This is a genomic window from Agrobacterium sp. T29 (assembly GCF_006970545.1).
In the GTDB taxonomy this organism is placed as follows: Bacteria; Pseudomonadota; Alphaproteobacteria; order Rhizobiales; family Rhizobiaceae; genus Agrobacterium; species Agrobacterium leguminum.
Genome location: NZ_CP040641.1, coordinates 931,685 through 957,952, shown reverse-complemented (window position 1 = coordinate 957,952; position 26,268 = coordinate 931,685). Strand labels below are relative to the sequence as shown.

Here is a 26,268-nt window from a genome sequence, read left to right as displayed (position 1 = left end):
AAGCTGATGAAGCAAGTAGGCAATTCCATCTCGCGCTTTATAAGCTTGCTTCATCGTTTGAAGAATGAGTGTGGCGACAGCCCGGAGCGATTGAAAGTATTCTACGATCAAAGTGCATCGGTGAAAGACGCAGCAGATCAGCTCTTCCAGTTTGTTGGCTGGGGGAGTTTTGAACGTAGCGTGTTTCACAGTTCGGGAAAACTGCTCTCCGGCGCGCCGACTCGTTTTGAGCAAGACTGGAACGATTTCCACAGCAGCTGGCGCGCACCACTTTTCGATGCTGTTTTGGGCATTGATCTGGATGACTTGTCTCTGCAACTCAGCCCGACGGCAAACGAGGCAAAACCAGCAGATCAGACAAAAAGCGAGTTGTTAGACGTTGTGGCTCCGAACCCAGACGAGGACTGCAACTTCGATCCCTCTTTGATGGATGGAGCCAAGGCTTTTGAATTGGCGTTTCGGGCCGCCGAAGGTAGGGCAGATGATGTCGGCGGCCAGTGGGAAGATGATCTCGCTCGTGCCTCGAACATTGGGCTTGAGGCCTATGACTATCTGACCGGCACCATCGGTTTTTCGCCAGAGGAAGTGTTTCGCCGCTGGCGGAGCTTACCGGTTTTCTTCATCCCCGGTCATGTGACAGCCAAACACTCTGAAGCGGAGAAAGGAGGTTTGTATGAACTTCTGGACAATGCAATCCGGGCGTATGTCTTCGGCGCGACTCTCGCTTCTGTCGCGATGTGCAGAGCTACTTTGGAGCTGGTCCTGAAACGAAATTATGGGCTGGACTATCGATACAAAAACGACAAAGGTCATCTCCGGGACAGAGGTCTTGGGGAGCTGATTATTCTTGCCGAGAAGCAATACGAATACATTCAGGCTGGGAAAATCAGACCGCTTGTCGAATGGGCCAATGGAGTGCTTCATTCCACGTCGTTTGACAGAAGATTTGATCGCAAAGACGAGCGGGCGTTAATCGACTTTTTAAAGACCATTAAGTTCATCATCAACCGAGCCCCGAACAGTCAAGCGAGCGTACCGGAGGAAAATCCAAGATGAATGAAACCCAAGCGGCGCAGCTACTTCGTGATAGCTATGACAGAGGCGCAGTCACCCGTGAACAGGCGACCTCGGTTCATCTGTTCGGAATACAATATGCGGAGGAGCTCGCGAACCTGTCGCTGCCAGACATTCTTGCGCGGGCTAAGATGCCTGCGACCTATAAGACAGAGATTCGCAAAGGCATGAAGCTTGCGCCCTATGTCAGGCTCCGTGACTGACATGACCACAATCCTAGCAGACAGCTTCACCGCCGCACTCGCCAAGCTCACCAATGACGAGCAGAAGCACGCGAAGCTCACGGCGTTCGATCTGCAGACCAATCCGGACAGGCCCGGTCTGCAGATGCATCGGATAGAGGCATCCAAGGACCCGAATTTCTGGTCGGTGCGGGTCAACCGCGATCTCCGGATCATTATCCACAAGACTGGCGACAGCGTGATGCTGGCCTATGTAGACCATCACGATGACGCCTATGCCTGGGCGGAGCGGCGGCGCATTGAGGCGCACCCGCGCACAGGGGCTTTGCAGATCGTTGAGGTTCGAGAGCGGGTTGAAGAAGTCACCCTGCGCGCAATGCCGCCGGTACAGCCCGATCTTCCTTTCGTTGTTTCACCGCCGTTGCCGGCCGCAAGCGCGCCGTTGTTCACAAGGTTGTCCTCGGACGAGGCCCTGTCGATCGGCGTACCAGCCGACTGGGTGGAGGATGTACTCCAGGCAAGTGAAGATCACTTTTTCACGCTGGCGAACCACCTGCCGCAGGAAGCTGCCGAGGCGCTTCTCGAGTACGCAGCGACTGGGGTTCTCAACAAGCCAAGGGCTGTCGATTCCACGCCGATCACTCATCCCGACGCTCAGCGTCGGTTCCGCATCTTCGAAGGGCACGAGGAGCTTGCGGCAGCACTCGACCAACCCTTCGAGAAATGGGCAGTTTTCCTGCATCCTTCACAGCGAACCCTCGTCGAACGTGACTTCTCGGGCCCTGTCCGCGTGGTCGGATCGGCGGGTACCGGCAAGACCATCGTGGCGCTGCATCGGGTTGTCCGGACACTGCGCGCCGACCCCGCCTCTCGCGTTTTGCTCACCACATTCTCCGAACCGTTGGCTATGGCGCTCAAGCGAAAGCTCGACGTGCTTGTGGCAGATGACCCGCGGCTGACGGAACGCGTCGTTGTGTCATCGTTCGAACAGGCTGCGGGAGAACTGTATGCATTGATGACGGGACGGAAGGCCTATCTGGTCAGCCGTGAAAAATTGCGTGGCATACTGAGCGACACTGCCCCAACTGCCGGCACCGGACGTTACCCGATCCGTTTCCTGCTATCTGAATGGGAACACGTGATCGACGCCTGGCAGATCGACAGTGCGGAGGCCTACGCTCTAGTTCCGCGGATGGGACGCAAGAACCGGTTGGGTGCCAAACAGCGCGAGGAACTCTGGTCCATCTTTGCTGAAGTTAGCCGCCAGGTTCGTGCCAAAGCTTTGATGACGAGCGCCGATCTCTTCACCGCCGTGATGCGGCACTTCGATAATCGCGACCACAAGCCGTACAGCCACGTCGTGGTGGACGAAGCACAGGACCTCGGCGTTGCAGAACTGCGATTTCTGAAGGCAATCGTTCCGGATCGTGCCGATGCGATGTTCTTCGCAGGTGATATTGGTCAACGCATCTTCCAGCAACCGTTTTCCTGGAAAGGGCTCGGGATCGACGTGCGGGGACGTTCTTTCACGTTGAAAGTCAACTATCGAACGTCACATCAGATACGCCGCATGGCTGACAGCCTGCTCCCCGACAATGTCCGCGACGTCGATGGCGAGGAAGATCAGCGCAAGGGCACTGTTTCGGTCTTCGACGGAGTGGAGCCCGTTGTCGTCATTGCACCGACGCCTGAAGAGGAAATCATTTCTGCCGGGACCTTCCTGAAAGGGCTCGTTGACACAGGTGTCGCGCCCTCCGAGATTGGCATCTTCTGCCGATCAAACGATGAGATAGCGCGCGCGGCTAAGGTGGCAGAAGCGGCGGATGTTCCCACGGTCTCTGCTCTCCATGCTGCCTCCTCAAGCGAAGCGGTCCTGATTGGTACAATGCATCTCGCGAAGGGCTTAGAGTTTCGTGCGGTCATTCTCATCGCCTGCGACGAAGGAATCCTGCCATTGAATGCTCGCATTGCTGACGTTGCAGACGAATTTGAACTCGATGAAGTGGTGGCGACCGAGCGGCAGTTGCTCTACGTGGCAGCAACACGAGCCCGAGATCACTTGTTCATTTCGGGCGTTTCTCCTGGTTCTGAGTTTCTTGAAGACCTCAGACGCTGAGTAAGATCGATTTGCCAGCAAACGCCGTTATAAGGAGTAATGGGGGGAAGACGTCCAAAAATAATGGGACGCCGTTTGGCGGTGATACTGCAAGTCGTCAGAGGAAGCCTGAGCTACCTCTGCTGCTGCCATGCCCTCAACATTGTGGTAGAGAGACTGTAGGCTGAGGGTTGAGGTGCCACTTTGGCCGGAACGGAAACAAACCATCGGAGTACCGATCGGCCAGATTCTCGAAGACGTCTTCGCTCTCACGGAGATCGAAGCCCTGGCGTTCAAGATCAACGACGAGGGCTTCGGACAGCTTGTTCAAAGCAAGCCGGGCATCTTTCCGGCGTTGAGCAGCCACGATCATCTGCCATAACAGCATCCTCGCCATATCATCCCGTGACGGTCGACGCCTGGCTTTGGCCTCGTCCCTGACTCTCTGCTGACGCACGACCTGATCAGCGTTGCGCTGCTTCTTCGATTTCCTTGCCATTGCTTCATCTCCTTAGTTTGGAGCCTCAGCGTCCATACCGGCTATGCAAGAAACAAGCTCCGCCCACGTTGACATTCCGGAGCGGAAGGCTGGATCGCCAGTCCATCGACCGGCGCTGCGCAAACTCGGTTTGCACCGGAATCGGCAATTGAGACATTGGCAACGACAAAACTGGATTGTGAATCGCGGGAGGGTAAATTGATATAATGTGTTTCAAATTGCCGGCAACGTGGAAGACGGTATGCACACCTTGATGCGGTGCGAGCCGAAGTGAATGAACGTAAAACCATTTGCCGCCAGAGTGGTATAACGCATTGCGACGGCGGAACAGCCACCCCGCCAAATGCTGTCGCGGCCCGCACTAAAATCGCAATTTCCTCAATGGGAATCGATCTCTATGATTTCGGAATCGGCATTCGGGAATTGGGAATCGGAGTGGCGCCGATAGGAATCGTGGTTTCGGTGCCAGTCCGAATATTATCGTCAGTTTTCAGTTCGGTTATTTGTCCCCAGAAGCCTCCTGAACTCCTCGCCGGTCATCACCCCGACATCCTTCAGCCGCTCGGCGATGGCGATCAAAGCTCCGCGTTGGCTTTCCAGCAGGTCTCGGGCAATCGCTTCGGCGGCCACCAACCGGGCATTGACGCGATCCGCCAGGTGCCGGTCAAGGCTTAGCGCGTTAATGGTCAAAGCCGCCGACCGGTACAGCAGGGGTTGTTGATCCGAGAAGCCGAGGCGGGTCTCGGCAGCTGCTGCGTGGTCGGTTGCCATGGCGAGATCGCTGTCGTCATAGCCCCCTGCTCCGGCAACGGTATCGCCAAAGATCAGCAGCTCCGCAGTTCGTCCTGCAAGCATGCAGGCCACCTTGCGCATCAACCAATTTTCGGTTTGTTCAAGGTGTTGATGCTGGCGACTGATGACCTGCCCCATTCCACCGATCCCGATGCTGAGGGTCATGACCTCGGAAATGTCTGTGTCAGAGAACGCGATTGCATGACCAACCTCGTGAATGGCGATCCGCCACCGCAACTCATCGGATAGTCGTGGCTGACCGGCGAGCAAAGCGTGCTCGATATCGATAAAGGTCAATGGCCGTCGTTGCCGTCTGCTTTTGCGTCGAACGTCACGAACGAGGCGCTCGATATCGGCTCCGGTGCTGCCTGTCGCCAAGAGTGCCAGGCGCTGGAGGATGGATCGATGCTCAGTCGCGATTGTATGGATTGCTTCAGACATCTTTAATTGCTCCCGGAATGATCGAGTTAACTGCGCTGTCACCACCTCCGACCAGGCCTCCGGGCCGCAAACCCGCAGTCGTTCCGATCAATGGCGCAGTGGACAACACATCGGTAAGATCAGCGCCGAGATGATAAGCCAGGATATCGATCAAACCCTCGGTATCCGGCATTGGGATCGCGACGTGTTTTTCCAATCGGCCTGACCTGAGAAGGGCTGGATCAATCTTCTCGGGAAGGTTCGTCGCTGCCACGACGATGACGCCGTCGGTCTTGGTGGTTCCGTCGAGGAGTTCGAGCAGACGGTTGATCAGAGATCGCCAATAGTCGTCGTGCTGCTCTCGGTTCCCACCAAAGCGACTTCCGATATTGTCGATCTCATCGATAAACAAAATGACCGGTGCGTTCTTGCGCGCCAATTCAAAATCCCTGGTCATGCGCTTGAGAACGTCGCCGAGGTAACCCGGCTCAAGCCATGACGCAACCGACGTTACGAGCAGCGGCACCTGCAACGTGTTGCATAAGGCGCGGGCATAGGTTGTCTTGCCGGTGCCCGGCGGCCCGGACAGGATCAGTTTCGTACTCATCTCATTCCAGGCCAATTCGCCCTCGCGCCAGAGCAAAAGGTCTGTCTTTAGGTCGAGGGCCCATTCCAGCGCCTCGCGGTAGCCCGATAGTGTTTCGACACGGAGCTGACCTACGAGATTGCGGTCGACGACAGTCTGACCCAGATCGGTAACAGCGCTTGGCTGTTCATCAGAGGTCCCCACAAGCCTGTCAGGCTGAACGATGTCGATACCATCCAGGGTGCCGGAGGGATCATCGCTGTCACCATCTGAACGGAGACCCTTTACCTTTGCTCGCCCTGACCGGTCACCGACACGCCGAGAGCCGCGGTCTTCGCCGTCATCATCAGATTTACTGGAGGCGCGCGCCTGCTTGCCCAGGACCTCAAGGATAGACAGGATTTGCTCCAGGCCACGTCCGGGTCGAACCGCCAGTGCAAGCGCGTCGATAGACAGACCCTTGAGATCAAGGGCCGCCTTTTCCAGCTGCTGCAGGGACTGCTTTGGCGCGATGCCGCAACAGATGTGCAAAAGCTCGGCGATCATCTCATGATCAAGACCAGCGGTCTCGAGCACGAGGTCGGCCGTCATCGAGACGAAGGGCGGAAGGGCGGTCTCTGTCTCATCGGCAAGAACCACCGGGGCCGAGCGTTCGAGCAGGACATCAACGAGAGACTTGCTCAACGACCGTTCAACCGCCTTTTGGACGTCCGTCCCCACAAGTTTCTTAATCGTCTTGCGTGGCCTCTTTCGACGGCGATCACTATAGCCATCCCAAACGGAATTGCTGCGATAGACGTCTTCGAGCTTTGTCCAGCACGGTAGGATCAATCCATCTTCAAGCATAAAAACAAATCGCCGCTCAAACCGTCCGACTGGTGCTTTGATCAGGACGAAAGCCCCTGGGTTTCGGAGGACCGCCGACAGCAATGACAGATCGGGAATGCTTGAACCAACGGCCCGCGCGACCAGTAAAGCGATAGCAACGTGGGCTACGCTCGGCGGCGCAATATGCTTGCGAAGCTGTGCCAGGAACTCATGGCGACACGCAGGGACGGACACTTCGCGCGTGGCTGTTGCCGATGTATCCGGCTTGCTCCTTCGCTTCGTTGACGAGCAAACGTTTCCAACGGTCGGTTCAGCAAAGTCTTGTCCGTGAACATCACAGGTCGGTGTTTTGTAAGTTGCTCTGCGAAGACGCCGTCCTAACTCCGCGTGAAGCTTCACCGGTTCGGAACGGAGGAGATGCAGAGAGTGCTCTGGCACACGCCAAACCGTGCCGGACTGTTCATCTCCTTCGATGATGAAAGCCTGCTCCAAAAGTCCCACGCCCGCTGCACGCTCATAGAGATCAAGAACTGCAAGCCGGTGAACACGAGCCAGAATATAGCGGGTAATACGATCGGTCAGGGTTTCCATCACGCGCCGTCCCCGATTTCGTGAGGCATGAACTGTCGATTGCCCCTGAGCCAGTCGCGCAGCATCAAAGCCGTTGGATCGCCCGCATCACACAGCGCAAGCAACTGCTGTCGGAAGGTTTGGGGAATGCTGGTCATGGCAACGCCCTTGCGTCGAGCAAAGCCAATGACGACTTGGGCAACGACATCTGGATCAGGCGGAGTAGTGGAATTCGCGGAACACCTTGCAAAGGCTTTGGGGATGACCTGCGACCGAGGGGTCGCATTCTGTTTGGCGGCGGCCTTGAATTTCTCCAATCTCTTTGATCGGTCGTTCGTGACCGATGTAAAATCTCGATCTTCTGTGGGGGTGCCCGGAAACGGAATAATGTTTGAGGTAGGTCGGCGCATGGCGGACGTCTCCTGTCGCCGAACATAGGTTCGGCGTGAATGATGAGGATATCGGAAGGAAGGTTGGGCTGGCCGGTCAGCCCGTACCCGTTCGAGGGCTCCGGGCAAAACCAACACGGATGTAGCCGTAATCGACCTTACATTCATTCGGCCTGACTTCTACCGGCCCCGACAACCCGTCCTGCGGGGCGTCAGCGGTAATATCGTCAATGCGGGGCGGTTCCGCTTGTCGGGTGTAACCGCCCCTTGCCATTCTCCAGTTGTCGTCGATCCTCCCATGGAAGCGCTCGCGCAACATTCCGATTGCCTTGCCTGCATCGGCGACCTCGAGGAGATGATCGAGATCGCGCAGTGGCCAGACGCCGCCGTCAATGTCGGAGCGGTGGTTCTCCGCATTCAGGATCACAACACGGACCTCCTCCACCACCAGCCGACGATGCTCTCGGTAGAGAAGATCGGGTACGACGAGGGCGGCGGCCAACATCCGACTCTTCAGTTCGTTGATGCGGGAGACTTCGTAAGAGCCGAGGCTGCGCTTGACGTCGATGACGTGGGCGAGCTTCGTTTTCCTGTTCAACAGGATCAGGTCCGGCGTGTAGGTCTTACGCCCACCGGTATCGGCGTCGAGGGTCAGAGACCGGAAATGCTTTGGATCGTTTTTCTCGACGAGTTCAAGGGCAGTCTTGGTAACCGGTAGCCGAAGATTATGCGCCAGAACGACAAGATCAGGGTTGAGACTAGCAATGATGCCGATGCCACGCTCAAGCAGCCTTCCCTCCTGGATAGGAATGGATCGCAGGATCGCAGCGGCTTCATTGACCCCGCCGGCAAGCGCGTCGGAAAGCGCGCTGGTGGAAAAGGGCTGCGTAGACAGTTCATCGATAAGGATATCGAAGCGCGACTGAAGGGCGTCGAGATCGACGGCATGTGAATAGGCTGGCGCGCCGGGCACGCCTGAAAGAATAGTCGTCATTGTATTGCTCCTGCTGACAGTAGCGATCAGCCTGCAAACCTCGAACCCTCGGCGTCCGACCCGGAAATCATTTCCGCATCCGGCGGCCGCCCAGCTTCAAACGAAGCCGGTTCGGAAAAGGGATGATCGGTTGATGGGGTCAGGTGATCGACGGTGCGCAGGCGCGTCGAAAACGATGGGACATACAGCTGCGCCTTGACAACATGCGGCCATCAACAGGATCGGGGAACAGAGAAGCTTCCCGTTCGGAAGCAAAGCAGGTAAGGGTCAACATAGCCCAATGCCTTTCACTAGAAGGTTGCGGGTTAGGCCCTCGTTCGATGTTGGCGCATCGGCGGGGGCCGCTAAGTGTCTGCAGATATTCATTTTCTGCTAACACTTTCGACATAGCCCGGAGTTTTACGTCAGGCAAGGCGGTTGGAACACACCCGGAACAAAGAGCACCGGTATGGTTAACGGGAGAGGCGGCGACCACCGGTCAAAAAAATAGCCCCGCGCGGGCGGGGCCATGGGTACGGCTTTCTGAACGTTACGCCGGGACGGCTGCACCAGAAGTGATTCTCTTCCTCGCCTTGGCAGTTCGTTTGGGCGCGCTCATGCCATTGAACAATCTGTTGATCTGCGCCAGCGCCACCTCCGGCCCCTTTCGCTCCCGCACGCTCGGCTTTGGCGGCTCCGGCTGCGCAAGGTTACGCTTGTCAACGACCGCCACGTCATTCTCAGTAGAGGGCAACGCCTCCCCGTGGACCACGAAACGCAGCAGCGGCACGACCTCACCTTGAAGCCAGCCAACGAACTCGGTGCGATCGGGCCAACCGTCAACGCCGCCCATACGATGCAGCAAAGCCTGAACCTTGCGCCATGCACTGCCCTCCGGAAGACGCGCAGGCCGCCAATTCACACTTGCGACCATCTCCGCTTTCATCGGTGCCGCAATGCTGTTGAGGAGGTCGTGGGCATGGCGGCAATCGTAGACAATCGCGTCCTGCAGCTCCCCCTTCTTCACCGCTCGCCCTTTGGCAATTGGCTCCATGGCCTTTTCGACCTGCTTGAGGACTGCCGACATAAGACCGTGAAACTGCGCGACGTCCTGCGTCGTCTTCAACTCGGCAGCTTTCCGCAACCCGGCAAGACCACCGACATTGAGATCGTCGTCACTACGAGTCTCTCCGCGCTTCGTCTGGATACCGACCATTGCCTTAATCTGAGCCACCGTCAGGTTTTCGCCGTTCTCGATCGCTGTGATGACGCGATCAATGTCTGACCGTTCGGCAGAGGCCAGCACGAACAGGACCGTCGGGGCGACCGCCATCGACACCAACCGCTCCTTATAATCCATCAGGTTGTTATGGACTGCCATGTAGTTTCGGCCGGTCTTTGGCGTGAACTTGCACACCGCCTTAACCCATGCTCCGAGAGCCTTCTCAGGTAGAATGGATTTTGCGCGCAAGAGGTATTCGCCAATGTCATAGGCCTCCTCCGTCGTGCGCCGCCCGAGCGACCGAAAGGCGTCTCGGAGCCGTTTCAGTTCGTCCTGCTGCGCTTGGCTGAGGGTGCGACCCTGATTGGCCTCGCCAACTGAGGCCTTCCTCCTATGAGTGTGCTTCTTCATGTGTCTCTTGTCTCCGTTTACATCCGATCTTCATAAGCGACCGTGAGATTATGATGACATGAGATTAGAAAAGGTGTTACAACCAATATCGATAAGCTACTGAAATAAAACCATAAATCTCCATTTTTCCAGGTTTTCGTCGTGATTTCACCAGTGTTTTCAATGACTGAAAATTTCGGGAAAAATTTTTTGACGATAATAAAGGCACACCCATAAAGTGTATTGATCGACTTCAGACCACTGGGTTCAGGCCGAAATCTGCCGCTCGATCCGCCTACATCTCTTCCTGATGAGAAAGACGAGGCTGGACGCAAGTTCGCGATTTGAAACCGGGTACGATTGGACGTGGTCAAGTGCCTCGTCTGCCTTGGTCGCGACCAGAGCGGCGAGCTCCACGACGCGCCTGGTTACGGCAGCGGGACTAAGCCCGACATCGGCGGCAAACTGACGCCAGTCCTTCGCGTGCAACTCGTCGGCGTTGCGCTTGCCGGCCAGTTGCTGGGGCAGAGATTGATCGACCTGCTTGTAGGGTGACGCGCACATCAGATCGTAGAGCGGCGCGAGTCTCGCGGTGCCGGACGCGCCGACAAGCACCGAGTAGTTTTTCGCATGCGAGTCCGAGTTACAGATCAGGATGTTGAAGATCACCGCGTCAAGCAGACGGATGCGTTCGGCGGGCGAGACAAGGCGCGCCAAGGCTTGAAACATCTGCGGCAGTGATGCGCCGCCACGCTGACCGAGACCGGTTTGCTCATACTTCTCCGCCGGGAACAGTCCCAGCAGCTGGCAGAAGTCTTCTTGGTGTATGCGGCGGATGACACCTTGGCGGTCAGCAACCCGGTCATAGCGGCGGACGAGAAGATAGTCCCGTGTTCCTGCACGGCCCATTGTCACTTCGGCAACGTCCAGCCCGCAGAGCCTTGCGAGGATCATGCAGAACGCTTCATTGGTGACGCTCCCCGCAAGACGTTTGATGTCGGGCTTCAGGATGTGGGTCGAAGGGGTGCCGTCAACCGGTATGCCGATCCGACCTTCGTAATCGATGTAGACGGGGAGCTTGTCCTGGACGCCTGCAAGCGACATTGAGACGCCCCGCTCACCGATCAGGAATGGCCGCTCCGGCAGTTCGTCGATGATGCGCTCAAGTGCTTCCCCGTCATCGACGATGCGGAAATTATTTCCCTCCCGTCGCGGCTCACCGATCGAGAAGGCACCTGCCGTATCGCGGCCGACACGCAGCAGGAGACCGATTACGTCCTGGGGCGACACCTTGAGCTGCTGGCCAATTTCGGACAGATGGGTTTCCGGCAGCAGGTTCGCGAGCCACGGCATGACCCGTTCGGCCCCATAGCTGCCTGCGCGCATTGGCGTCGTAAGCGACAATGGGAAGGCTGAGGACCGTTTCTCCCACTCTGCGTCGTATGAGAGAGCTAGGCCATCCTGATCCGACAAGTGCGCAACAGACCAGTTCTCGTAGTAGATAGTCGTCAAGGTCGTATCCGATCAGGAAAAGCGCGGCAGGTAGTCGAGGTCGTCATCGGCTGCCGGAATCGGCAAGGACGAGATCGCATTCAGGTCGCCGAGGTTAAGTCCAACCGTTCTGGCCGCGATCAGGGATTTCTCAAGCTGACAGCTTGGCTTGCCGTTTTCTAGATCGACGATGAAGCGTTCCCCGGTGCCACAGCGCTCAGCGAGCTGGGTTTGCGTCCATCCCTGCTTCTTTCGGTATTCTCGAACAAGCGCGCCGAATTCTGCCGCTGAACGGATCATGATGACCTCCCTGCGATTTTACTCTTACCGTAAAGGAAGAATAATCAAGAATCCAGATGAGCTTACCGAAAAGGAAGATTTCTGCCTATTACGAAACTATCGTCCCGATCGGGAAGGCACGGCGTGACTGTTGATCAACCCGCGACTTCTGCTAAGCTGGCGGACGGATGGAGGTGAGCGATTTCGCTTACTTGGAGTTTTCTACCAACTCGTCAGCGAGGCGTCCGATCGGCGCTCGTACCGTTCAAAGACTGCGGAGTGACGTATTACGCATACGTCGTCTTGTGCGAGGATTCTACTCCCAACTGAGGGGTGGCTGTTTTCCCGGCCACTGCACGTCCGCTTCAGCAATGAAGCAAAGGACGTGAATCCATGCCATCAACAAAGGCGATCAAGAATCTCAGAAATCAAGCTGCTCTTGAACAAGGCTGGCGCTGCTATTACTGCCAACTGCCGATGTGGGACGCGTCACCGAAAGAGTTCATGAATCGCTATGGAATGCCGCCGGGTTTGACGAAGCGATTTCAATGCACAGCGGAACACCTGAATGCAAGATGCAATGGTGGCGAGGACGTCGCGGCCAACATCGTCGCCGCATGCCTCTTCTGTAACGCAACCCGCCACAGGACAAAGCACCCTCTTGATGCGACCAAGCATGCGTCTGTCGTGCGCTCCAGAATGGCCAAGGGAAAGTGGCATCCGCCCCAGGTCATTGCAGCTCTAGGCAATCGAGGAGAGCCACCGGCATGAGCAGCAAGGGTACGAGGATACTCCATATTGCGGTGTTCGACACAGGCATCGGCAAAGGCCGAAATCGTCGACTTGCCAAAATGTATCGTTCAATGTATCGCTCCAGGTATCGAAATCGGGCTTGTCTGTCAGTGCGTTGCCAGAAACCCTTGGATTCGTGCAATTGGGGAAGAGTCCCACCCTCTCCGCCATTATCGCTTAATCAATACTTTTCGTGGATTTGATGCCATTTCGGCATCGTGGTTGCGGCGCCTTTGGTCGTCACGAGTGCCTGTTCCCATGTCAGACCTTGGGTTGCTCGTGGGTGGCGCAATGGATGCCGCCGCCCACTTCACCCAACGGATCGATATTCAACGTGATTATCTCCCGATCTGGATAGAGCTTGCCAAGAACGGTTACGGCTCGTTCATCGGCTTGCCGGTCGCCGAATTCGGCGGCGATTACGGCGCCGTTGCAGACATAATAATTGACGTAGGAAGAGACAAAATCGGCGCTATCCGCACGGATGCCATAGGGCTCTGGCAAAATGACCATCTCAAGCTTGCGGCCCTCGGCATCGGTGGCGGCGGCCAGGATATCATGGGTCTCGAAGGCGGCGACCGACCAGGGATCGTCGGGATTGATTTTTTCCCCCATCTGAATCAGCAATTGCCCCGGTTTGACGAAACGGGCCAGTGCATCGATGTGATAATCGGTGATGTCCGCACCGATAATTCCCGGCGCCCAGATCATCTTGCGTGCGCCCATCGTGTCCAGCAGCATCTGCTCGATCCGGGCTTTGCTGTCCCGATTGCGGTTGGCGTTGACGAAGCTGCTTTCATGGGCGATCAGCGTGCCGTGACCGTCCGTTTCAACGCCTCCGGCCTCTCCCACCAGTCCTGCATCGAAAATCTGAAGGCCCATGCGCTCGGCTATCCGCGCGGCAATACGGCCATCGGCGCTATGGGTCTGTTTGTTGCCCCATCCGTTAAAGTTGAACTGCGTGAGGGCCAATCCGCCCTTGCCATCCACAACAAAAGACGGTCCGGAATCGCGGCACCACAAATCATCGGTTGGAATATCCCACAACTCGACGCTGCGCGACACTTGGCTGCGGATCGCGCCATGGTGCTGCGCTGCGGCCAGCATCACGACCGGTTCGAATTCCGCGATGGTGTTGGCGATTTTTGCGATGGTTTTCTGAAGATCGTCGAGGAAATCAGGGTCATCATGCACGGCGGGGTTCACCGGCCATTGCATGAAAGTGCGTTCATGCGGTTCGGTTTCTTCAGGATACCAGAAACCGGCGGCACGCGCCGATGAGCCTGTCGCATGACTCTGGTGTGACAAGGTTGAAAGACCGGTGGCAGCAGCGGCAAACAGCAGGCTCTGGCGACGGGTCATCATCGTATCACCATGAAAATAAAAAGAAAAATGTCGATCATTTCGCGGTGATACAGGTTAGGTTTGCTGACAGGTGCTGTCAACAGGGACGAAATTGCCTGCAAACGTTGCCATTTTTCAATGCCGCGGCTCTCGGCCGCTATTGCCTCTGCGAAAGGTGCAACGGATTTGCCCCGTTTTCTCAGAACCCACACTCAGCGAGAAATGCCCTGCTGGCCGCCAGATCATCCAGAATGCCGCCGGCATTGCGCGGATCGCGCTCCTGTTCGATGGTGATATAGCCGCCATAGCCAAGTTCCGTCAGAAGGCTGTGGATGGCTGGATAGTCGATTGAGCCGCGCCCGATCGGGCACATGACGCCCTTGGCGCAGGCGTCGAAGAAGCGGATGCGTTCTGCCATCACCTCTTCGAAAACCGCAGCGTCGATATCCTTGAAATGAATATAGTCGACACGATCCCAATAGCGGCGAAGCGTGGTGACGGGGTCCATGCCGGAATAGGCCATATGGCCGGTATCGAGGCACAGGCCCGCCAGATCGGCGGGAATGTCCTCGACGATCTGCTGCAACTCATCGGCAAATTCGATGTAACCGCCAGCGTGGGGGTGGATGGTGGCGCGCACGCCATATTTGTCACGGGCGAGCGTTGCGATGGCGCGGATGTTTTCGACCATGCCGTTCCATGCGTCGCCATCGAGGCGCGGCGCGCGGTCGGAATGGCCGGCGGCATAGTCCCGCTCGTCATGTCTCCAGTCCATCACCGTCAGATAGGGGGCGGAAAAGCGTTGGCCGGCATGGGTTTCCGGTTTCGGCAGGCGGGTGATCAGCGCGCAGATCTCGTCGGTCTGGCGCAGCAGATTGTCGCGGTTCTCCGGTGAGACCAGATCGTCGAAGATCGTGCCGGCGACGATCTTCAGGTCGCGCTCATTGAGCGCCTGCGAAACACGCTCGAGGTCGAGCGGCAGATAACCGTAAGGGCCGAGTTCCAGGCCGCCGAAACCGGCGGCCTTCGCCTCGTCCAGCACCTTTTCCCAAGGGGGCAGATGGGGATTCTTGACGTCGTCGACGCCCCAGCAACAGGGAGCGGTGGTGATGGTGATCCGGTTGGTCATGGCATCCTCGTGGCGCAATTGACGCCGGGCCGCCTTCTGCGGCCCGGAGCAGATCTCAGCGGCTGATGGTGGCTTGCAGGGCGTCGATGGAGGACTGGATGCCCGCCTCGGTGGACATGGTGAAATCTTCCATTTCCAGACTGACCCAGCCATTGTAACCGGCCATGCGCACCACGGAGAAAAATTCCTTCCACCATTGCAGATCATGGCCGGCGCCCACTGCCACATAGTTCCAGCTGCGGTTGGCGACATCCGTCACCTCTTTCAGCTCCAGCAGGCCGTTCACATCGGCCAGTCCGCGTTCGATGCGGGTGTCCTTGCCGTGGCAATGGTGGATCGCGCTGCCGAGTGCACGGGCGGACGCGATGGGATCGGCCCCCATCCACATCAGGTGCGACGGGTCGAGATTCATGCCGACCGTCGGGCCGACCTCATTGCGCAGGCGGAACAGGGTTTCCGGGTTCCAGACGAGCATGGCCGAGAAATTCTCGAGCGCATATTTTTCGACGCCCGCTTCCCTGGCGAGCTTCACAAGCCCGTGCCAGAGCGGAAAGGCGCGGTCTTCCCATTGGTAACGGTCGCGCTCCGGCATCTCGTTCGGCCAGCTCTTGGTGTAGACGAGCCAGTTCGGCACGGTGTCGCCCGGTGCTGCTTCCGGCAGGCCGGACATGGTGACGATCTTCGTCACGCCGATTTCGCCCGCCAGCCGGACGGTGTCCTCAATCTCCTTCAGGTGGCGCTTGCCCATATCGCCGGGATCGAGCGGATTGGCGGAGCAATTCAGCGCAGCGATTTCGAGGCCACGGGCCTCGATTTCCTTGAGCTTGGATTTGAGCAGACCCTTATCCGCCAGAAGTTCGTCGGCCCTGAAATGCGGACCGCTGGACCAGCCGCCGCCGGTCATCTCGATGCCTTCGACACCGAGCTCGACGCATTTGTCGAGCATGTCGGTGAAGGGCAGGCTTGCCATGACGTCGGTACAAATTGCGAGTTTCATCGTTCATCTTTCCGAGGAGGTATGGGGACGCGTCTGAAGAGGAGGAGGACGGGAGAGTTGTCCGGCGCGCCCCCAAGCTGGTTAAGCGAAATCGACCCAGGCGGCGCCGGCATCGGCCGAACGGACGCAGTTTTCCAGCCAGCGAACGCCTTCGGTGCCGGCCGTGATGCCAGGATAATGGTGGGTCTTCAGGAAAGCCTTGTCACCGCGATTTGCCGCGTCGACAGCTTGAGCGATCCAGAGATAAATGTTCGACCAGCTATCGCCGAGACCTTCGGTATGCAGCGCGCCCATGCGGTCGATGGCGAGGCTTTCCTGTTCCAGATAGGGCATGCCGTGATGCAGGATGCGGCCGGGCTCGCCCTGAACCTCGTAGATCAGCTGATCGGGATGGGAATCCGACCATTCGAGCGACGCCTTGGAGCCGACGAAACGGTAACGTTGCGATCCCATATTGCCGGCATTGACGGAGGAGACCCACAGGCGGCCGCGTGCGCCATTGTCGTAATGCATCAGAACGGTGGCGTGATCTTCCAGCGGCGCGCGCGTGGGGATGAAGGCCTTGCGGTCGCAGAGCAGGCGTTCCACCTTCATATGCGGTAGCACGACTTCAGAGAGATAATAGAGATGCGTGCCGATATCGCCCAGCACGAAGGTCGGACCGGCGGTGCGGGGATTGGTGCGCCATTTGACGGCCTCGCCCGCGCCCACATCGTCGCCGGCATTGAAGCCATGGGTATATTGCAGGTCGACGATGCGGATGTCGCCGAGCATCCCCTTTTTGACCATGGCCGCCATCTGGTGGACGAGCGGATGCCCGGTAAAGCCATAGGTGACGCCGACGATCAGGCCCTTCTGCTCGGCCAGCCGCGCCACCTCCTCGCATTCGGCCACGGTGAAGAATAGCGGCTTTTCGCAGATGACATGCAGCCCGGCCTCAAGGCAGGCCTTGGTGATCTCGTAGTGGGTGAAATTGGGGGTGGCGATTGAGACGACATCCACGCCGTCTTCGCGTGCCGTCTCGCCGGCAATCAGCGCCCTGTAATCCGCATAGCAGCGTTCCGCCGCCACGCCGAGATTGACGCCGAAGTCTTTGCCCCTTTCGGCATCGAGGTCGAAGGCGCCCGCAACGAGCTGGTAGTTGCCGTCGCGCAGGGCGCCGGTGCGGTGCTTGTAGCCCACCTGTCCCGTGCGTCCGCCGCCCACCATGGCCCAGCGCAGCGGGCGCGAAATCAGTCTTTCTCCGTTGATCATGTCAGTCGTCTTTCCATTTGATGTTGCGAATGGCCGCGGCGGGAGGCGGGGTCTGCCTCGGGCTCAGCGCCGGTTTGCCGCGTCATTTCTTGAAATAGAGGTCGATATAGTCCTGCATCTTGGTGCGCATGAACCGGCTCGATTCATCGGCCCTGTCCTCCCAGGCGAAGACGCAGGAGGTCATGATGCCGTCAAAGCCGATTTCGGAAAGCGTGCCGAAGAAATCGTCCCACGGCACTTCGCCCTGGCCGATATTCAGGTGCTGGTGCACCCGCGCCTGTGTGCCCGGCGGATTGAGGATATAACGAAGCCCGGAGCTGGCCTTGTGGTTGAAGGTATCGCCCACATGCACATGGGCGAGCACATCCTTGGCTTCGCGCAGCATCGCCTTGGTGTCGTCGCCGAAATAGAAGGTATGCGGCGCGCAATAGAGGAACTTGACGTTCTTCGAATTGACGGTGCGGATGATGTCGAGCGCCGGCTGTAGCGTTTCGCACCAGTCTTCCGGATGCGGCTCGACATGCAGGTTGATGTTTTCGCGCTCGAAGATCGGCACCAGTTCTTCCATCGAGCGCCACCAGGCATCCTCGCAGGCCTCGATCATCGAGCCGGTGTGGCAGCAATAACATGAACCCTTGTCGGGATGCGGTCCGCGGCCGAATTCTGAGTTCATCGTGTCGACCTCCAGTTCGATGGCGATCTCGATGGCGCGTTTCCAGTGTTTGACCGCTGCCTGCCGTTCGGTCTCGTCATTGGAGGCCCAGCGATACATCGGCAGCAGCGAGGCGATGCCGACATCGGCGTCCTTCAGCGCCTTCTTGAAAGACCTGATCCGCTCGGGAAAGACGCGCGGCGCCTTGAACCATTCGAGGAAATCCGCGCGCGGGCTGAGTTCGATCCAGTCGTAGCCGAGTTCCTTCACTTTGGCCGGAAGCTGATCGAGGCTGGTGAAACGATGCATGTGGGGGTCGATGGCGATTTTCATCGGTCTTGATCCTTGCTTTAAGTCTTAATTCGAGGGTGGCTGCGGCGGATGGCCGTCATGGCTGGCCATGTAATTTTCCACCTCCGCGCCGAGGTCGGCGAGCGCTTCACCGCCGGCCATCAGATCGGTGATTTCCTCGCGGGATTTTTCACCCTTGCGGAAGTTTGCGGCGACCGCGCCGCGAATGAGCACGGCGAAATGGTCGCCGACGGCAATCGCATGGGTGACCTGATGGGTGATGAAGATCACCGCGATGCCCCGCTTGCGCGCCTCCAGCACGATGCGCAGGACGTGGGACGCCTGTTTCACGCCCAGCGCTGCCGTCGGCTCATCGAGGATCAGAACGCGTGCGCCAAAATGCACCGCGCGGGCGATGGCGAGCGATTGCCGCTCGCCGCCGGAAAGCCCGCCGATCAGGCGGTCGCCGTCATCGATGCGGGTGATGCCGAATTCCTGCACCGCCTTGACGGCGATTTCGTTGGCTTTCTTGCGGTCGTAGATCCGGAAAGGCCAGAAACCTTTGGTCGGTTCGGCGCCGATGAAGAAGGAGCGGCCGATGCTCATCAGCGGAAAGGTTCCGCCGAACTGGTGCACGGTGGAAATGCCCATGCGCTGCGCATCGCGCGGTCCGTCGAAATTGACCGGCTTTCCATCCATCAGCACTTCGCCGGAACTCGGCTGGTAGACGCCGGCCAATGTCTTGATCAGTGTGGATTTGCCCGCGCCATTGTCGCCCAGCAGGCAGAGCACCTCGCCGGCGCGCACTTTCAGCGAGATATCGTGCAGAACATCGATCGGGCCGAAGGATTTGTTGACGTTTTTAAGTTCGAGAATGGGTGTCGACATCGTCTTGCCTCACTTCTTCTTCGGCGAATAGGTGAGCGCCATGACGCGGAAGGTGTTGTTCATCAGCACGGCCAGGAGCAGCATGACGCCGATGATGAGGCTCGACCAGTTGCGGTCAAAGGCGGTGAAATAAATGCCCTGATTGACGATGGCGAAGGTGATGGTGCCGAGAAAAATACCGATCACCGAACCGAAGCCGCCAGTCAGCAGCACCCCGCCCACGACGACCGCGATGATGGAGTTGAAGATGAAGGTCATGCCGGCCGAAACCTGGGCGACATTGAACAGGATTGCCTGACAGACCCCGACGAAGGAGGCGCTGACGGAGGAAAGGACGAAAAGCGTCACCGTCAGCTTGTCGGTGGGAATGCCGGCATTGCGGGCACTCACCCGGTCGCCGCCCATGGCGAAAATCCAGTTTCCGAAGGGCGAATAATGGACATAGAAGATATAGATCGCCGTCAGCAGCAGCCACCAGACGATGCTGACCTGAAAACTGCCGCCGATGAATTGTCCGAACAGGAATTTGGCGATGGGGCCGGATTGGGCCGGGCTCAGCGCCACGCTGGTCGTGCCGGTCAGAAGCACGGAAAAGCCGAGGATCAGCCCCTGCACCGCAAACAGCGTGCCGAGCGTGACAATCAGTGAGGGCACCACGGTCCGTATCACCAGAAAGCCGTTGATAAGCCCGACAAGCACGCCAAGGCCAAGCGCGCCGACAATGCCGAGCCAGATCGGCATGCCGTAATAACCGGTGATGATGGCGACCGTCAGCGCGCCGGCCGGGATCATAGCGCCGATGGAAATATCGAGCTCGCCGGAAATCATCAGCAGCCCGACGGGAATGGCGACGATGCCGAGATTGGCGGCGACATTCAGCCAGCTTGCGGCGCCGGCGGGTTTGAGAAAATCGATGCTGCCGAAGATGACGAAGAAGGCAAGAACGAAAACAAGGCCGAGAAAGGCGCCTGATTCCGGGCGGCGCAGAAGGTCGCCCAAAGAGAGATTTTTCACGTCGTTCACTCCAATATTGGCCCTAAGTGCCGAGGGGATATCCTCTGCCCGTCAAACCCCGACCCCCGGTTTCGCCGGGGATCGGAGGCGGGCAAGGATCACCGCTCAGCGTGCTCCCTTGGCGACGCCGACAAGCGTGGTCTGGATGTTGGATTTGTCGACGATGTTCGGTCCCGTCAGCAGCGGGGCGGTCGGCAGATCGGTTCCGAAATCGATGGCCGAGGCCAGAAGCGTTACCGCCAGCAATGATTGCAGGTAGGGCTGCTGGTCGATTGCAAAACCCTGTGTCCCGTCCTTGATCCGGTCGAGGCCGGACTGGTTGAGATCGAAAGTGCCAAGCAGGGCGGTTTCTGTCTTGCCGGCCTGCATGATGCCGATGGCGGCGGAATCCGCATCGCCCGCCGAAATGGTCAGGACGCCGTCGATCTTGCTGTCCTGTAGCAATGTCGCCTTGATCGCCTCGGCGACGGCGGTGGCGTCGCCGAAACTGGTGGCGGGAAGCGGCAGTTGCTTGCCGGCGCCGCCGGCCTTGGTAATGCCGTCGATGACGCCCTTGCAGCGCGCCTCCTGATTGGCGGCGCCCGGAACGGTATTGACGCAGATGACGTTCTTTTTGCCCTGTTTCGCAAAATATTCGCCGCCGGCGACGCCGGCAATATATTCGTCGGAGCCGACATAATTGATCGCGCCGAGTTCCTTGGCCTTTTCGTGCCCACCGGCATTCATGAGAATGACCTTGATACCGGCATTGATGGCTTCCCGGATCGCCGGGTCCTCGCCTTCCGGAACCCAGTTCGGAATGACGAGACCATCGACCTTCTGGCTGATGGCGGTCTGGATCAGCTGCAACACGTCGGGCGCGAAATTGTCATAGGTCTGCAAACGCAGGTAATTGACCTTGCCGCCATTTGCCTCGACCACGAGGCGTGCGTCGTCCACACCCTTTTTAATGAGGTTCCAGAACGCATCGTCATTCTTGCCGCCGACAACGGCGATATTGGCCGCGAACGCGCCGGATGCCATCACGAGCGACACAGCGCCCGTTGCGAGAAATTTCCTGAAAAATGCCATTGCTTCCTCCCTGCCCATTCTCCCGACGGGCCCTAATGACAGGACGATTTATATCTTTCATTTTCATGGGAATGGAATTTATATTTCATTTAATGTTGCATTTAATATCATTTCATGTCATTCATGGATGATACGATTGTGAGGCGTCATGAACCGACCGACCATTACCGATCTTGCGAAAGCCGCCGGTGTCAGCATCTCCACGGTCAACCGGCTGCTGCACGGTTCGACTTCCGTGCGCCAGGATACGATCGACCAGATACTCAAGGCGGCGGAGGAGATCGGTTTTTATGGTCTCGGCACCATCAAGGACCGTCGCCGCGAGGCCATGCCCCATCACCGGCTCGGCTTTCTGTTGCAGCAATCCCACCGGCCGCTTTACCGGCTTTGGGCGGAAGGGATCGTTGCCGCCGCACGCCAGCGGCCGGATAGCATCATTGAGCCGGATGTCGTTTTCGAGGACGATCTTTCACCGGAGGCCGTATCCGCCAATCTCTTGAAGATGGGACAATCCTGCGGCGCAATCGCGGTGGTGACGGCCGATCATCCGCTCGTCAGCCAGGCGATCGACGAGCTGCGGGGCAAGGGCGTTCCGGTGGTGACTTACGTATCCGATCTATCGGCGGCAAGCCGCGCGGGCTTTGTCGGCACCGACAGCTGGAAACGCGGCCGCACGGCGGCATGGTTCCTCAGCCAGACGGTAAAGGGCGAGGGCGTGGTCGTACCGCTGATCGGCAGCAATCGGTATCAGTGCCAGGATGTTTCGGACGCCAGCTTCCGCTCCTATATGCGCGAGAACACACCTGAACTTCAGGTCGCGGAAACGCTGCTGACCCATGAGGAGCCGGAAAATGCCTATGTCATTGTGCGGGATATGATTGCGGCCGAACCGGGGCTCCGGGGGATTTATGTCAATGGCGGCGGCATATCGGGTGTTCTGCGCGCGCTCAGGGAACTGCCTGCCGAGCGGCAGCGCGACATAAAAATCATCTGTAACGATATCGGGCCGGAAACACGAAAAGGCCTCAACGAAGGGCTGATTACCGCCTCGCTGCCGCTTCCCCTCGACAGAATGCCGCAGCAGTTGATCGACGTGATGTTGCGGCGAATCGAGAACGGAGATTCGTCTTCCGTAGAGCAGCGGATCGTGCCCTTCGAAATCCTGACGCCCGAAAGCATCTGGACCTGACCGACACGATCACTGGAATTCGAGGCTCATCCGGGCAAGATCGTCCCACAGGCTTTCGGCAAAACCGCGCAGCACGATGACTTCGAAGACCTGCCCGTCAAGCCGGGTGAGGTGGGCTGCTATGTGGCCGATCAGCGTCGCGGCGGAATGTCCCACCGGGAAGGCTGCTAGAGACAGGTCGACTGCTGTGCCTTTGGCCAGAACTCGCTCGGCCATCTTGCCTTCGATGCGGATGCGAACGCGTCCCTGACTCTGGTCGACACCCGTTGCCTGAGGCTCGAGCGCTGCAAGAAGCGCCTTCATATCAGCATGAGACAGAGGGTGTTCACCGACGATGAACCATTGGCCCGGTGAGACCGCGCGTATATCGCCTTTGGCAAGGTCGCGAAGGCGGGCGTCCAGATCCGTTGCGTCGGGTGCGGCCAGAACGTGGATGATCGCGCCTTCCGGCAGCGGAGAGAGCTTGATGGCGGTGGAGGCAATCGCTCGCTTCGCGCCCAGCACCGGGCGGAGCGTCGGCCGGAAGCCGGATTTGAAGTCAGGCTTGAAATCAGACATGGAGTTTCTCGTTTTGAGGATCGACAAAAACCGGGTTGCAAAGGCGGGCTTGGGTAAATTCGTTGCGCAGGCCGTTCCAGACCATGATTTCCTCGCCATGCCGCGCAGGACCATTCTTGACCAGGGCGAGACCGATAGTCGAACCCAGATGCGGTGAGAAGGCGCTGGAGGTCACATAACCCTGATCGTTCTCCAGCGTTGCCGCGGCATCCTTCGCAAGAATATGCGAGCCGGTGCGGAAGGACTGTTTTGGATCAAGCGGCACGACGCCGACGAGGCTCGGACGGTCGGCTTCGGAAAGCCCCTTGCGCTCCAGCATCCGTCGGCCGATGAAATCGGCCTTCGTAGCGGAGACCATTTTGCCGAAGCCGAGATCGGCGGGCACCACCGTGCCGTTGATTTCATTGTGGGTGACATGTCCCTTTTCGATGCGCAGCACGCCAAGCGCCTCGACGCCATAGGGCATGATATTCTCCGCCTCGCCGGCTTCCATCAGCGCGTCGGCGACGCTTTCACCGTAACCGGCCGGGACGGCAAGTTCGTAGGCCAGTTCGCCGGAGAAGGAAATCCGGAACAGGCGTCCATGCAGCTGCCCGCCAAACAGGGAGACTTCCCGGGCTGCGAGGAAGGGAAAGGCCTCGTCGGAAATATCTTCATCGACGATCCTCTGGAGAATGGCGCGTGCCTTCGGTCCGGCAATCGCCATCTGCGCCCACTGGTCGGTGACGGAGGCAAGCCGCACGTCGAGATCAGGCCAGAGCGCCTGCGCGCAGAATTCAAGATGGTTCATGACGCCCGCCGCATAGGCGGTGGTGGTCGTCATGAAGAAGCGGTTTTCCTCCAGCCGGCTGGTGGTGCCGTCGTCATAGATCATGCCGTCCTCACGCAGCATCAGACCATAACGCGCCTTGCCGACCGGCAGTTTGAGGAAAGCGTTGCAATAAACCCGGTTCAGGAATTCGGCGGCGTCCTTGCCACAGATTTCGATCTTGCCAAGCATCGACACATCGCAGAGCCCGGCATTCTTGCGCACATTCAGAACCTCACGATCGACGCTTTCCCGCCAGCCGCTTTCGCCTTCGCGCGGAAACCAGGAAGAGCGATACCAGAGCCCGGTTTCAACGAACACGGCCCCGTTTTTCTCGGCCCAACCATGCAGCGGCGATTTGCGTACCGGCTGGAAATGCTGGCCATGATAGGCTCCGGTCAGTGCTCCGAAGGAGACGGGCGTATAAAACGGCCGGAACGTCGTGGTGCCGACATCCGCCGGGGAGATACCACGCGCTTCGGCCAGCAGCCCGATGGCATTGACATTCGAAAGCTTGCCCTGATCCGTCGCCATGCCGTTGGTGGTGTAGCGTTTGGCGAGTTCGACATGGCCATAACCTTCACGGATAGCGAGGCCGAGATCCTTGCGGTGAACGTCGTTCTGGTAATCGACAAAGGCTTTCGCCTTAATGCCGGGGATGGACCAGAGCGGCTTTGCAGGCGGGGCCACGATATCGTTTTCCACTGTGCCGAATGTCGGTGCGGTCGATGCAAAGCCGAGCTCTTGTGCCAGCGCTGCGCCCTTCCGCGCTCCATCCTCAAGGCAGGCGGCGATACCGTTGATCGCGGAAACCGCGCCGGCGAGTTCCAGCCCCTTGAGATTGCCGGGCGCCAGAAAAGCGGCATCGTCCTCCGACCAGACCGGCTTGCCGCCGCGATGGCAGGCGAGATGGATGATGGGGCTGAAGCCGCCCGACATGGCCAGCGCATCGACATTCAGCTTCTCCGCCCGGCCATTCGCATAAACTTCGATGGCGGAAAGCGCCTTGCCGCCTTTGGCATTAGAGACGACGCCACCCTTGATGACGCGCGCCTTGCCTTCGTAGCCCGGACTACCCTGCTCACGGCTGTCGATGATGGCGGCCAGAGCGACGCCCTGCGCCTCCAGATCGCGGGCAAGGGCATAACCGCTGTCATTGGTGGTGAAAATTGCCGTCGCCCTACCGGGGCTGACGGCATAGTGGTTGAGATAGCTGCGCATGGCGCCGGCCATCATCACGCCGGGAACATCGTTGCCGCCGAAGACCAGCGGCCGTTCTTCCGCACCGGTTGCAAGCAGCGCCCGCTTGGCGACGATGCGCCACAGGCGCTCCACGGGCACATGTGCTTTCGGATCGGGCAGATGTTTCTGCACCCGCTCCACCGCACCGAAGACATTGCCGTCATACCAGCCGAAAGCCGTGGTTCGCGTCAGTATCGTCACATTCGGCAGGGCTTCAAGTTCGGCAACGCATTGCGCCGCGAAATCCGCAGCGCTTTTACCGCCGATGGTGGCGGTTTCGGAAAGAAGCCAGCCGCCTGCCACGGAATGTTCATCGACAATGATGACGCGCGCGCCGGCGCGTCCTGCGGCAAGCGCTGCGGCCAGACCTGCCGCGCCGGCGCCGATCACCAGCAGGTCGCAATGCGCCCAGCATTTGTCATAGGTATCCGGATCCGCCTCGTAGCTCGCCTTGCCGAGGCCGGCGGCTTTGCGGATGAAGGGCTCGTAGACCTTTTCCCAGAAGGCGGCAGGCCACATGAAGGTCTTGTAGTAGAACCCCGCCCCGAGGAAGGGAGACAGAAGGCCGGTCAAGGCGCCGATATCGAAATCGAGAGAGGGCCAGCGGTTCTGGCTGCTGGCTTCCAGCCCGGCATAAAGCTCCTGCATGGTGGCGCGGGTGTTCGGCTCCGTGCGCCCGCCGCGGCCGATGGTCATCAGCGCATTCGGCTCGGCTGCACCCGCCGTCAATATGCCGCGCGGGCGGTGGTATTTGAAACTGCGACCGACGAGTTTCTGGCCGTTGGCGAGCAGGGCGGAGGCGAGGCTGTCGCCCTGAAAGCCTGACATAGGCTTGCCGTCGAAGGTGAAGGAAAGCGGTTTGGAACGGTCGATCAGACCGCCGGTCTTCAGGCGGTTGGCGCTCATGCGTTTGTCACTTTCGTCTCGTCGGCGGCGTCGCGGCAGGCGGATATCTCATGGGTGGCGGTATCGCGGGCGACGACCAGCCAGCGGCGGCAGCCGGATGTGTGGTGCCAATACTCCTCATAGGCGCCGCGCGGATTGTCGCGCAGATAGACATAATCGAACCATTCCTCCGCGCCGGCATCGGCGGCGGGCCTTTGAAGGGCTGCGCCCTTGATGGTGAATTCTTCCCTGGGTCTTGGCCCGCAATGCGGGCAGGGCACGAGACTTGCCATTTCAGATGTCCTTGATCCGCCAGATAGCGGGATGGCGAAAACTGTGAGCGATTTCCGCCTGAAATCCCGCT

The 26,268-nt window shown here is 58.8% G+C and carries 24 protein-coding genes; 5 read left to right on the top strand and 19 right to left on the bottom strand.

The features are described from left to right. Nucleotides 1–6 precede the first annotated feature (6 nt). Genes FGF54_RS19450 through FGF54_RS19440 form a run of 3 tightly spaced genes read left to right on the top strand, consistent with a single transcriptional unit; the run spans nucleotide 7 to nucleotide 3,372 of the window. Nucleotides 7–1,056: a hypothetical protein gene (locus FGF54_RS19450; RefSeq protein WP_142780818.1), complete on the top strand. Its 1,050-nt coding sequence runs from the start codon at nucleotides 7–9 to the stop codon at nucleotides 1,054–1,056. Further along, on the top strand, nucleotides 1,053–1,277 hold the full coding sequence (locus FGF54_RS19445; RefSeq protein WP_142780817.1) for a DNA ligase: 225 nt from the start codon (nucleotides 1,053–1,055) through the stop codon (nucleotides 1,275–1,277). The genes FGF54_RS19450 and FGF54_RS19445 overlap by 4 nt, the downstream gene beginning before the upstream one ends. A gap of 1 nt (nucleotide 1,278) precedes the next feature. After that, entirely contained in the window at nucleotides 1,279–3,372 is a 2,094-nt protein-coding gene (locus FGF54_RS19440; RefSeq protein WP_142780816.1) for a 3'-5' exonuclease, read from the top strand. A 136-nt stretch (nucleotides 3,373–3,508) separates the two neighbouring features. On the opposite strand, the gene FGF54_RS19435 is transcribed toward FGF54_RS19440, so the two are convergent. From FGF54_RS19435 to FGF54_RS19400, 8 genes are all read right to left on the bottom strand, one after another. After that, nucleotides 3,509–3,850: a hypothetical protein gene (locus tag FGF54_RS19435; protein ID WP_142780815.1), complete on the bottom strand. Its 342-nt coding sequence runs from the start codon at nucleotides 3,848–3,850 to the stop codon at nucleotides 3,509–3,511. A gap of 483 nt (nucleotides 3,851–4,333) precedes the next feature. Then, on the bottom strand, nucleotides 4,334–5,083 hold the full coding sequence (locus FGF54_RS19430) for an ATP-dependent Zn protease (RefSeq protein ID WP_142780814.1): 750 nt from the start codon (nucleotides 5,081–5,083) through the stop codon (nucleotides 4,334–4,336). Continuing rightward, nucleotides 5,076–7,067 (bottom strand): ATP-binding protein, encoded by a 1,992-nt coding sequence (locus tag FGF54_RS19425; protein WP_142780813.1) that lies wholly within the window; start codon nucleotides 7,065–7,067, stop codon nucleotides 5,076–5,078. The genes FGF54_RS19430 and FGF54_RS19425 overlap by 8 nt, the downstream gene beginning before the upstream one ends. Continuing rightward, on the bottom strand, nucleotides 7,067–7,456 hold the full coding sequence (locus FGF54_RS19420) for a hypothetical protein (RefSeq protein WP_142780812.1): 390 nt from the start codon (nucleotides 7,454–7,456) through the stop codon (nucleotides 7,067–7,069). Before FGF54_RS19420 ends, FGF54_RS19425 begins: the two co-directional genes overlap by 1 nt. A gap of 76 nt (nucleotides 7,457–7,532) precedes the next feature. Next, nucleotides 7,533–8,429 carry a hypothetical protein gene (locus tag FGF54_RS19415; RefSeq protein ID WP_142780811.1) on the bottom strand — a complete coding sequence of 299 codons (897 nt, stop codon included), beginning with the start codon at nucleotides 8,427–8,429 and terminating at the stop codon, nucleotides 7,533–7,535. 529 nt (nucleotides 8,430–8,958) lie between these two features. Beyond that, the gene (locus FGF54_RS19410) at nucleotides 8,959–10,041 is read right to left on the bottom strand and encodes a hypothetical protein (RefSeq protein WP_142780810.1); all 1,083 of its coding nucleotides are present in this window, start codon (nucleotides 10,039–10,041) and stop codon (nucleotides 8,959–8,961) included. A 246-nt stretch (nucleotides 10,042–10,287) separates the two neighbouring features. Continuing rightward, on the bottom strand, nucleotides 10,288–11,532 hold the full coding sequence (locus tag FGF54_RS19405; RefSeq protein WP_142780809.1) for a type II toxin-antitoxin system HipA family toxin: 1,245 nt from the start codon (nucleotides 11,530–11,532) through the stop codon (nucleotides 10,288–10,290). A 12-nt stretch (nucleotides 11,533–11,544) separates the two neighbouring features. Then, the gene (locus FGF54_RS19400) at nucleotides 11,545–11,811 is read right to left on the bottom strand and encodes a helix-turn-helix transcriptional regulator (protein WP_142780808.1); all 267 of its coding nucleotides are present in this window, start codon (nucleotides 11,809–11,811) and stop codon (nucleotides 11,545–11,547) included. 372 nt (nucleotides 11,812–12,183) lie between these two features. On the opposite strand from FGF54_RS19400, the gene FGF54_RS19395 reads away from it, so the two are divergent. Next, the gene (locus tag FGF54_RS19395; RefSeq protein WP_142780807.1) at nucleotides 12,184–12,561 is read left to right on the top strand and encodes an HNH endonuclease; all 378 of its coding nucleotides are present in this window, start codon (nucleotides 12,184–12,186) and stop codon (nucleotides 12,559–12,561) included. A gap of 282 nt (nucleotides 12,562–12,843) precedes the next feature. On the opposite strand, the gene FGF54_RS19390 is transcribed toward FGF54_RS19395, so the two are convergent. The 8 genes from FGF54_RS19390 to FGF54_RS19355 all read right to left on the bottom strand — a co-directional run bounded on the left by FGF54_RS19390 (nucleotide 12,844) and on the right by FGF54_RS19355 (nucleotide 21,222). Then, nucleotides 12,844–13,947: an agmatine/peptidylarginine deiminase gene (locus FGF54_RS19390; RefSeq protein ID WP_142780806.1), complete on the bottom strand. Its 1,104-nt coding sequence runs from the start codon at nucleotides 13,945–13,947 to the stop codon at nucleotides 12,844–12,846. A 178-nt stretch (nucleotides 13,948–14,125) separates the two neighbouring features. Further along, on the bottom strand, nucleotides 14,126–15,055 hold the full coding sequence (locus FGF54_RS19385; protein ID WP_142780805.1) for a sugar phosphate isomerase/epimerase: 930 nt from the start codon (nucleotides 15,053–15,055) through the stop codon (nucleotides 14,126–14,128). A 55-nt stretch (nucleotides 15,056–15,110) separates the two neighbouring features. After that, on the bottom strand, nucleotides 15,111–16,052 hold the full coding sequence (locus FGF54_RS19380; protein WP_142780804.1) for a sugar phosphate isomerase/epimerase: 942 nt from the start codon (nucleotides 16,050–16,052) through the stop codon (nucleotides 15,111–15,113). Between the two features lie 81 nt (nucleotides 16,053–16,133). Next, entirely contained in the window at nucleotides 16,134–17,306 is a 1,173-nt protein-coding gene (locus tag FGF54_RS19375) for a Gfo/Idh/MocA family protein (protein WP_142780803.1), read from the bottom strand. Nucleotides 17,307–17,388: 82 nt separating this feature from the next. Further along, nucleotides 17,389–18,291: a sugar phosphate isomerase/epimerase family protein gene (locus FGF54_RS19370; protein WP_142780802.1), complete on the bottom strand. Its 903-nt coding sequence runs from the start codon at nucleotides 18,289–18,291 to the stop codon at nucleotides 17,389–17,391. A 24-nt stretch (nucleotides 18,292–18,315) separates the two neighbouring features. Beyond that, a complete protein-coding gene (locus FGF54_RS19365) occupies nucleotides 18,316–19,137 on the bottom strand; it encodes an ATP-binding cassette domain-containing protein (RefSeq protein ID WP_003519613.1) in 822 nt (273 codons plus the stop codon). Nucleotides 19,138–19,146: 9 nt separating this feature from the next. Beyond that, a complete protein-coding gene (locus tag FGF54_RS19360; protein ID WP_168208192.1) occupies nucleotides 19,147–20,151 on the bottom strand; it encodes an ABC transporter permease in 1,005 nt (334 codons plus the stop codon). A 105-nt stretch (nucleotides 20,152–20,256) separates the two neighbouring features. After that, the gene (locus FGF54_RS19355; RefSeq protein ID WP_142780801.1) at nucleotides 20,257–21,222 is read right to left on the bottom strand and encodes a substrate-binding domain-containing protein; all 966 of its coding nucleotides are present in this window, start codon (nucleotides 21,220–21,222) and stop codon (nucleotides 20,257–20,259) included. 148 nt (nucleotides 21,223–21,370) lie between these two features. Between FGF54_RS19355 and FGF54_RS19350 the strand changes: the two genes are divergently transcribed. After that, a complete protein-coding gene (locus FGF54_RS19350; protein WP_142780800.1) occupies nucleotides 21,371–22,411 on the top strand; it encodes a LacI family DNA-binding transcriptional regulator in 1,041 nt (346 codons plus the stop codon). Nucleotides 22,412–22,420: 9 nt separating this feature from the next. Here the strand turns inward: FGF54_RS19350 and soxG are convergent, their stop codons facing one another. Genes soxG through FGF54_RS19335 form a run of 3 tightly spaced genes read right to left on the bottom strand, consistent with a single transcriptional unit; the run spans nucleotide 22,421 to nucleotide 26,197 of the window. Next, nucleotides 22,421–22,969: a sarcosine oxidase subunit gamma family protein gene (gene soxG, locus FGF54_RS19345; RefSeq protein ID WP_142780799.1), complete on the bottom strand. Its 549-nt coding sequence runs from the start codon at nucleotides 22,967–22,969 to the stop codon at nucleotides 22,421–22,423. Continuing rightward, nucleotides 22,962–25,925 (bottom strand): sarcosine oxidase subunit alpha, encoded by a 2,964-nt coding sequence (locus FGF54_RS19340; protein ID WP_142780798.1) that lies wholly within the window; start codon nucleotides 25,923–25,925, stop codon nucleotides 22,962–22,964. Before FGF54_RS19340 ends, soxG begins: the two co-directional genes overlap by 8 nt. Next, nucleotides 25,922–26,197: a sarcosine oxidase subunit delta gene (locus tag FGF54_RS19335; RefSeq protein ID WP_078052088.1), complete on the bottom strand. Its 276-nt coding sequence runs from the start codon at nucleotides 26,195–26,197 to the stop codon at nucleotides 25,922–25,924. Before FGF54_RS19335 ends, FGF54_RS19340 begins: the two co-directional genes overlap by 4 nt. Between the last annotated feature and the right edge of the window lie 71 nt (nucleotides 26,198–26,268).

What these genes read in the sequence shown, in the direction of transcription:
- FGF54_RS19395 (WP_142780807.1), top strand. Translation starts at nt 12,184, where the DNA reads ATGCCATCAACAAAGGCGATCAAGAATCTCAGAAATCAAGCTGCTCTT.
- FGF54_RS19375 (WP_142780803.1), bottom strand. Translation starts at nt 17,306, where the DNA reads ATGATCAACGGAGAAAGACTGATTTCGCGCCCGCTGCGCTGGGCCATG.
- FGF54_RS19420 (WP_142780812.1), bottom strand. Translation starts at nt 7,456, where the DNA reads ATGCGCCGACCTACCTCAAACATTATTCCGTTTCCGGGCACCCCCACA.
- FGF54_RS19430 (WP_142780814.1), bottom strand. Translation starts at nt 5,083, where the DNA reads ATGTCTGAAGCAATCCATACAATCGCGACTGAGCATCGATCCATCCTC.
- FGF54_RS19370 (WP_142780802.1), bottom strand. Translation starts at nt 18,291, where the DNA reads ATGAAAATCGCCATCGACCCCCACATGCATCGTTTCACCAGCCTCGAT.
- FGF54_RS19385 (WP_142780805.1), bottom strand. Translation starts at nt 15,055, where the DNA reads ATGACCAACCGGATCACCATCACCACCGCTCCCTGTTGCTGGGGCGTC.
- FGF54_RS19445 (WP_142780817.1), top strand. Translation starts at nt 1,053, where the DNA reads ATGAATGAAACCCAAGCGGCGCAGCTACTTCGTGATAGCTATGACAGA.
- FGF54_RS19415 (WP_142780811.1), bottom strand. Translation starts at nt 8,429, where the DNA reads ATGACGACTATTCTTTCAGGCGTGCCCGGCGCGCCAGCCTATTCACAT.
- FGF54_RS19365 (WP_003519613.1), bottom strand. Translation starts at nt 19,137, where the DNA reads ATGTCGACACCCATTCTCGAACTTAAAAACGTCAACAAATCCTTCGGC.
- FGF54_RS19390 (WP_142780806.1), bottom strand. Translation starts at nt 13,947, where the DNA reads ATGATGACCCGTCGCCAGAGCCTGCTGTTTGCCGCTGCTGCCACCGGT.
- FGF54_RS19335 (WP_078052088.1), bottom strand. Translation starts at nt 26,197, where the DNA reads ATGGCAAGTCTCGTGCCCTGCCCGCATTGCGGGCCAAGACCCAGGGAA.
- soxG (WP_142780799.1), bottom strand. Translation starts at nt 22,969, where the DNA reads ATGTCTGATTTCAAGCCTGACTTCAAATCCGGCTTCCGGCCGACGCTC.
- FGF54_RS19340 (WP_142780798.1), bottom strand. Translation starts at nt 25,925, where the DNA reads ATGAGCGCCAACCGCCTGAAGACCGGCGGTCTGATCGACCGTTCCAAA.
- FGF54_RS19410 (WP_142780810.1), bottom strand. Translation starts at nt 10,041, where the DNA reads ATGAAGAAGCACACTCATAGGAGGAAGGCCTCAGTTGGCGAGGCCAAT.
- FGF54_RS19400 (WP_142780808.1), bottom strand. Translation starts at nt 11,811, where the DNA reads ATGATCCGTTCAGCGGCAGAATTCGGCGCGCTTGTTCGAGAATACCGA.
- FGF54_RS19435 (WP_142780815.1), bottom strand. Translation starts at nt 3,850, where the DNA reads ATGGCAAGGAAATCGAAGAAGCAGCGCAACGCTGATCAGGTCGTGCGT.
- FGF54_RS19350 (WP_142780800.1), top strand. Translation starts at nt 21,371, where the DNA reads ATGAACCGACCGACCATTACCGATCTTGCGAAAGCCGCCGGTGTCAGC.
- FGF54_RS19380 (WP_142780804.1), bottom strand. Translation starts at nt 16,052, where the DNA reads ATGAAACTCGCAATTTGTACCGACGTCATGGCAAGCCTGCCCTTCACC.
- FGF54_RS19450 (WP_142780818.1), top strand. Translation starts at nt 7, where the DNA reads ATGAAGCAAGTAGGCAATTCCATCTCGCGCTTTATAAGCTTGCTTCAT.
- FGF54_RS19425 (WP_142780813.1), bottom strand. Translation starts at nt 7,067, where the DNA reads ATGGAAACCCTGACCGATCGTATTACCCGCTATATTCTGGCTCGTGTT.
- FGF54_RS19440 (WP_142780816.1), top strand. Translation starts at nt 1,279, where the DNA reads ATGACCACAATCCTAGCAGACAGCTTCACCGCCGCACTCGCCAAGCTC.
- FGF54_RS19355 (WP_142780801.1), bottom strand. Translation starts at nt 21,222, where the DNA reads ATGGCATTTTTCAGGAAATTTCTCGCAACGGGCGCTGTGTCGCTCGTG.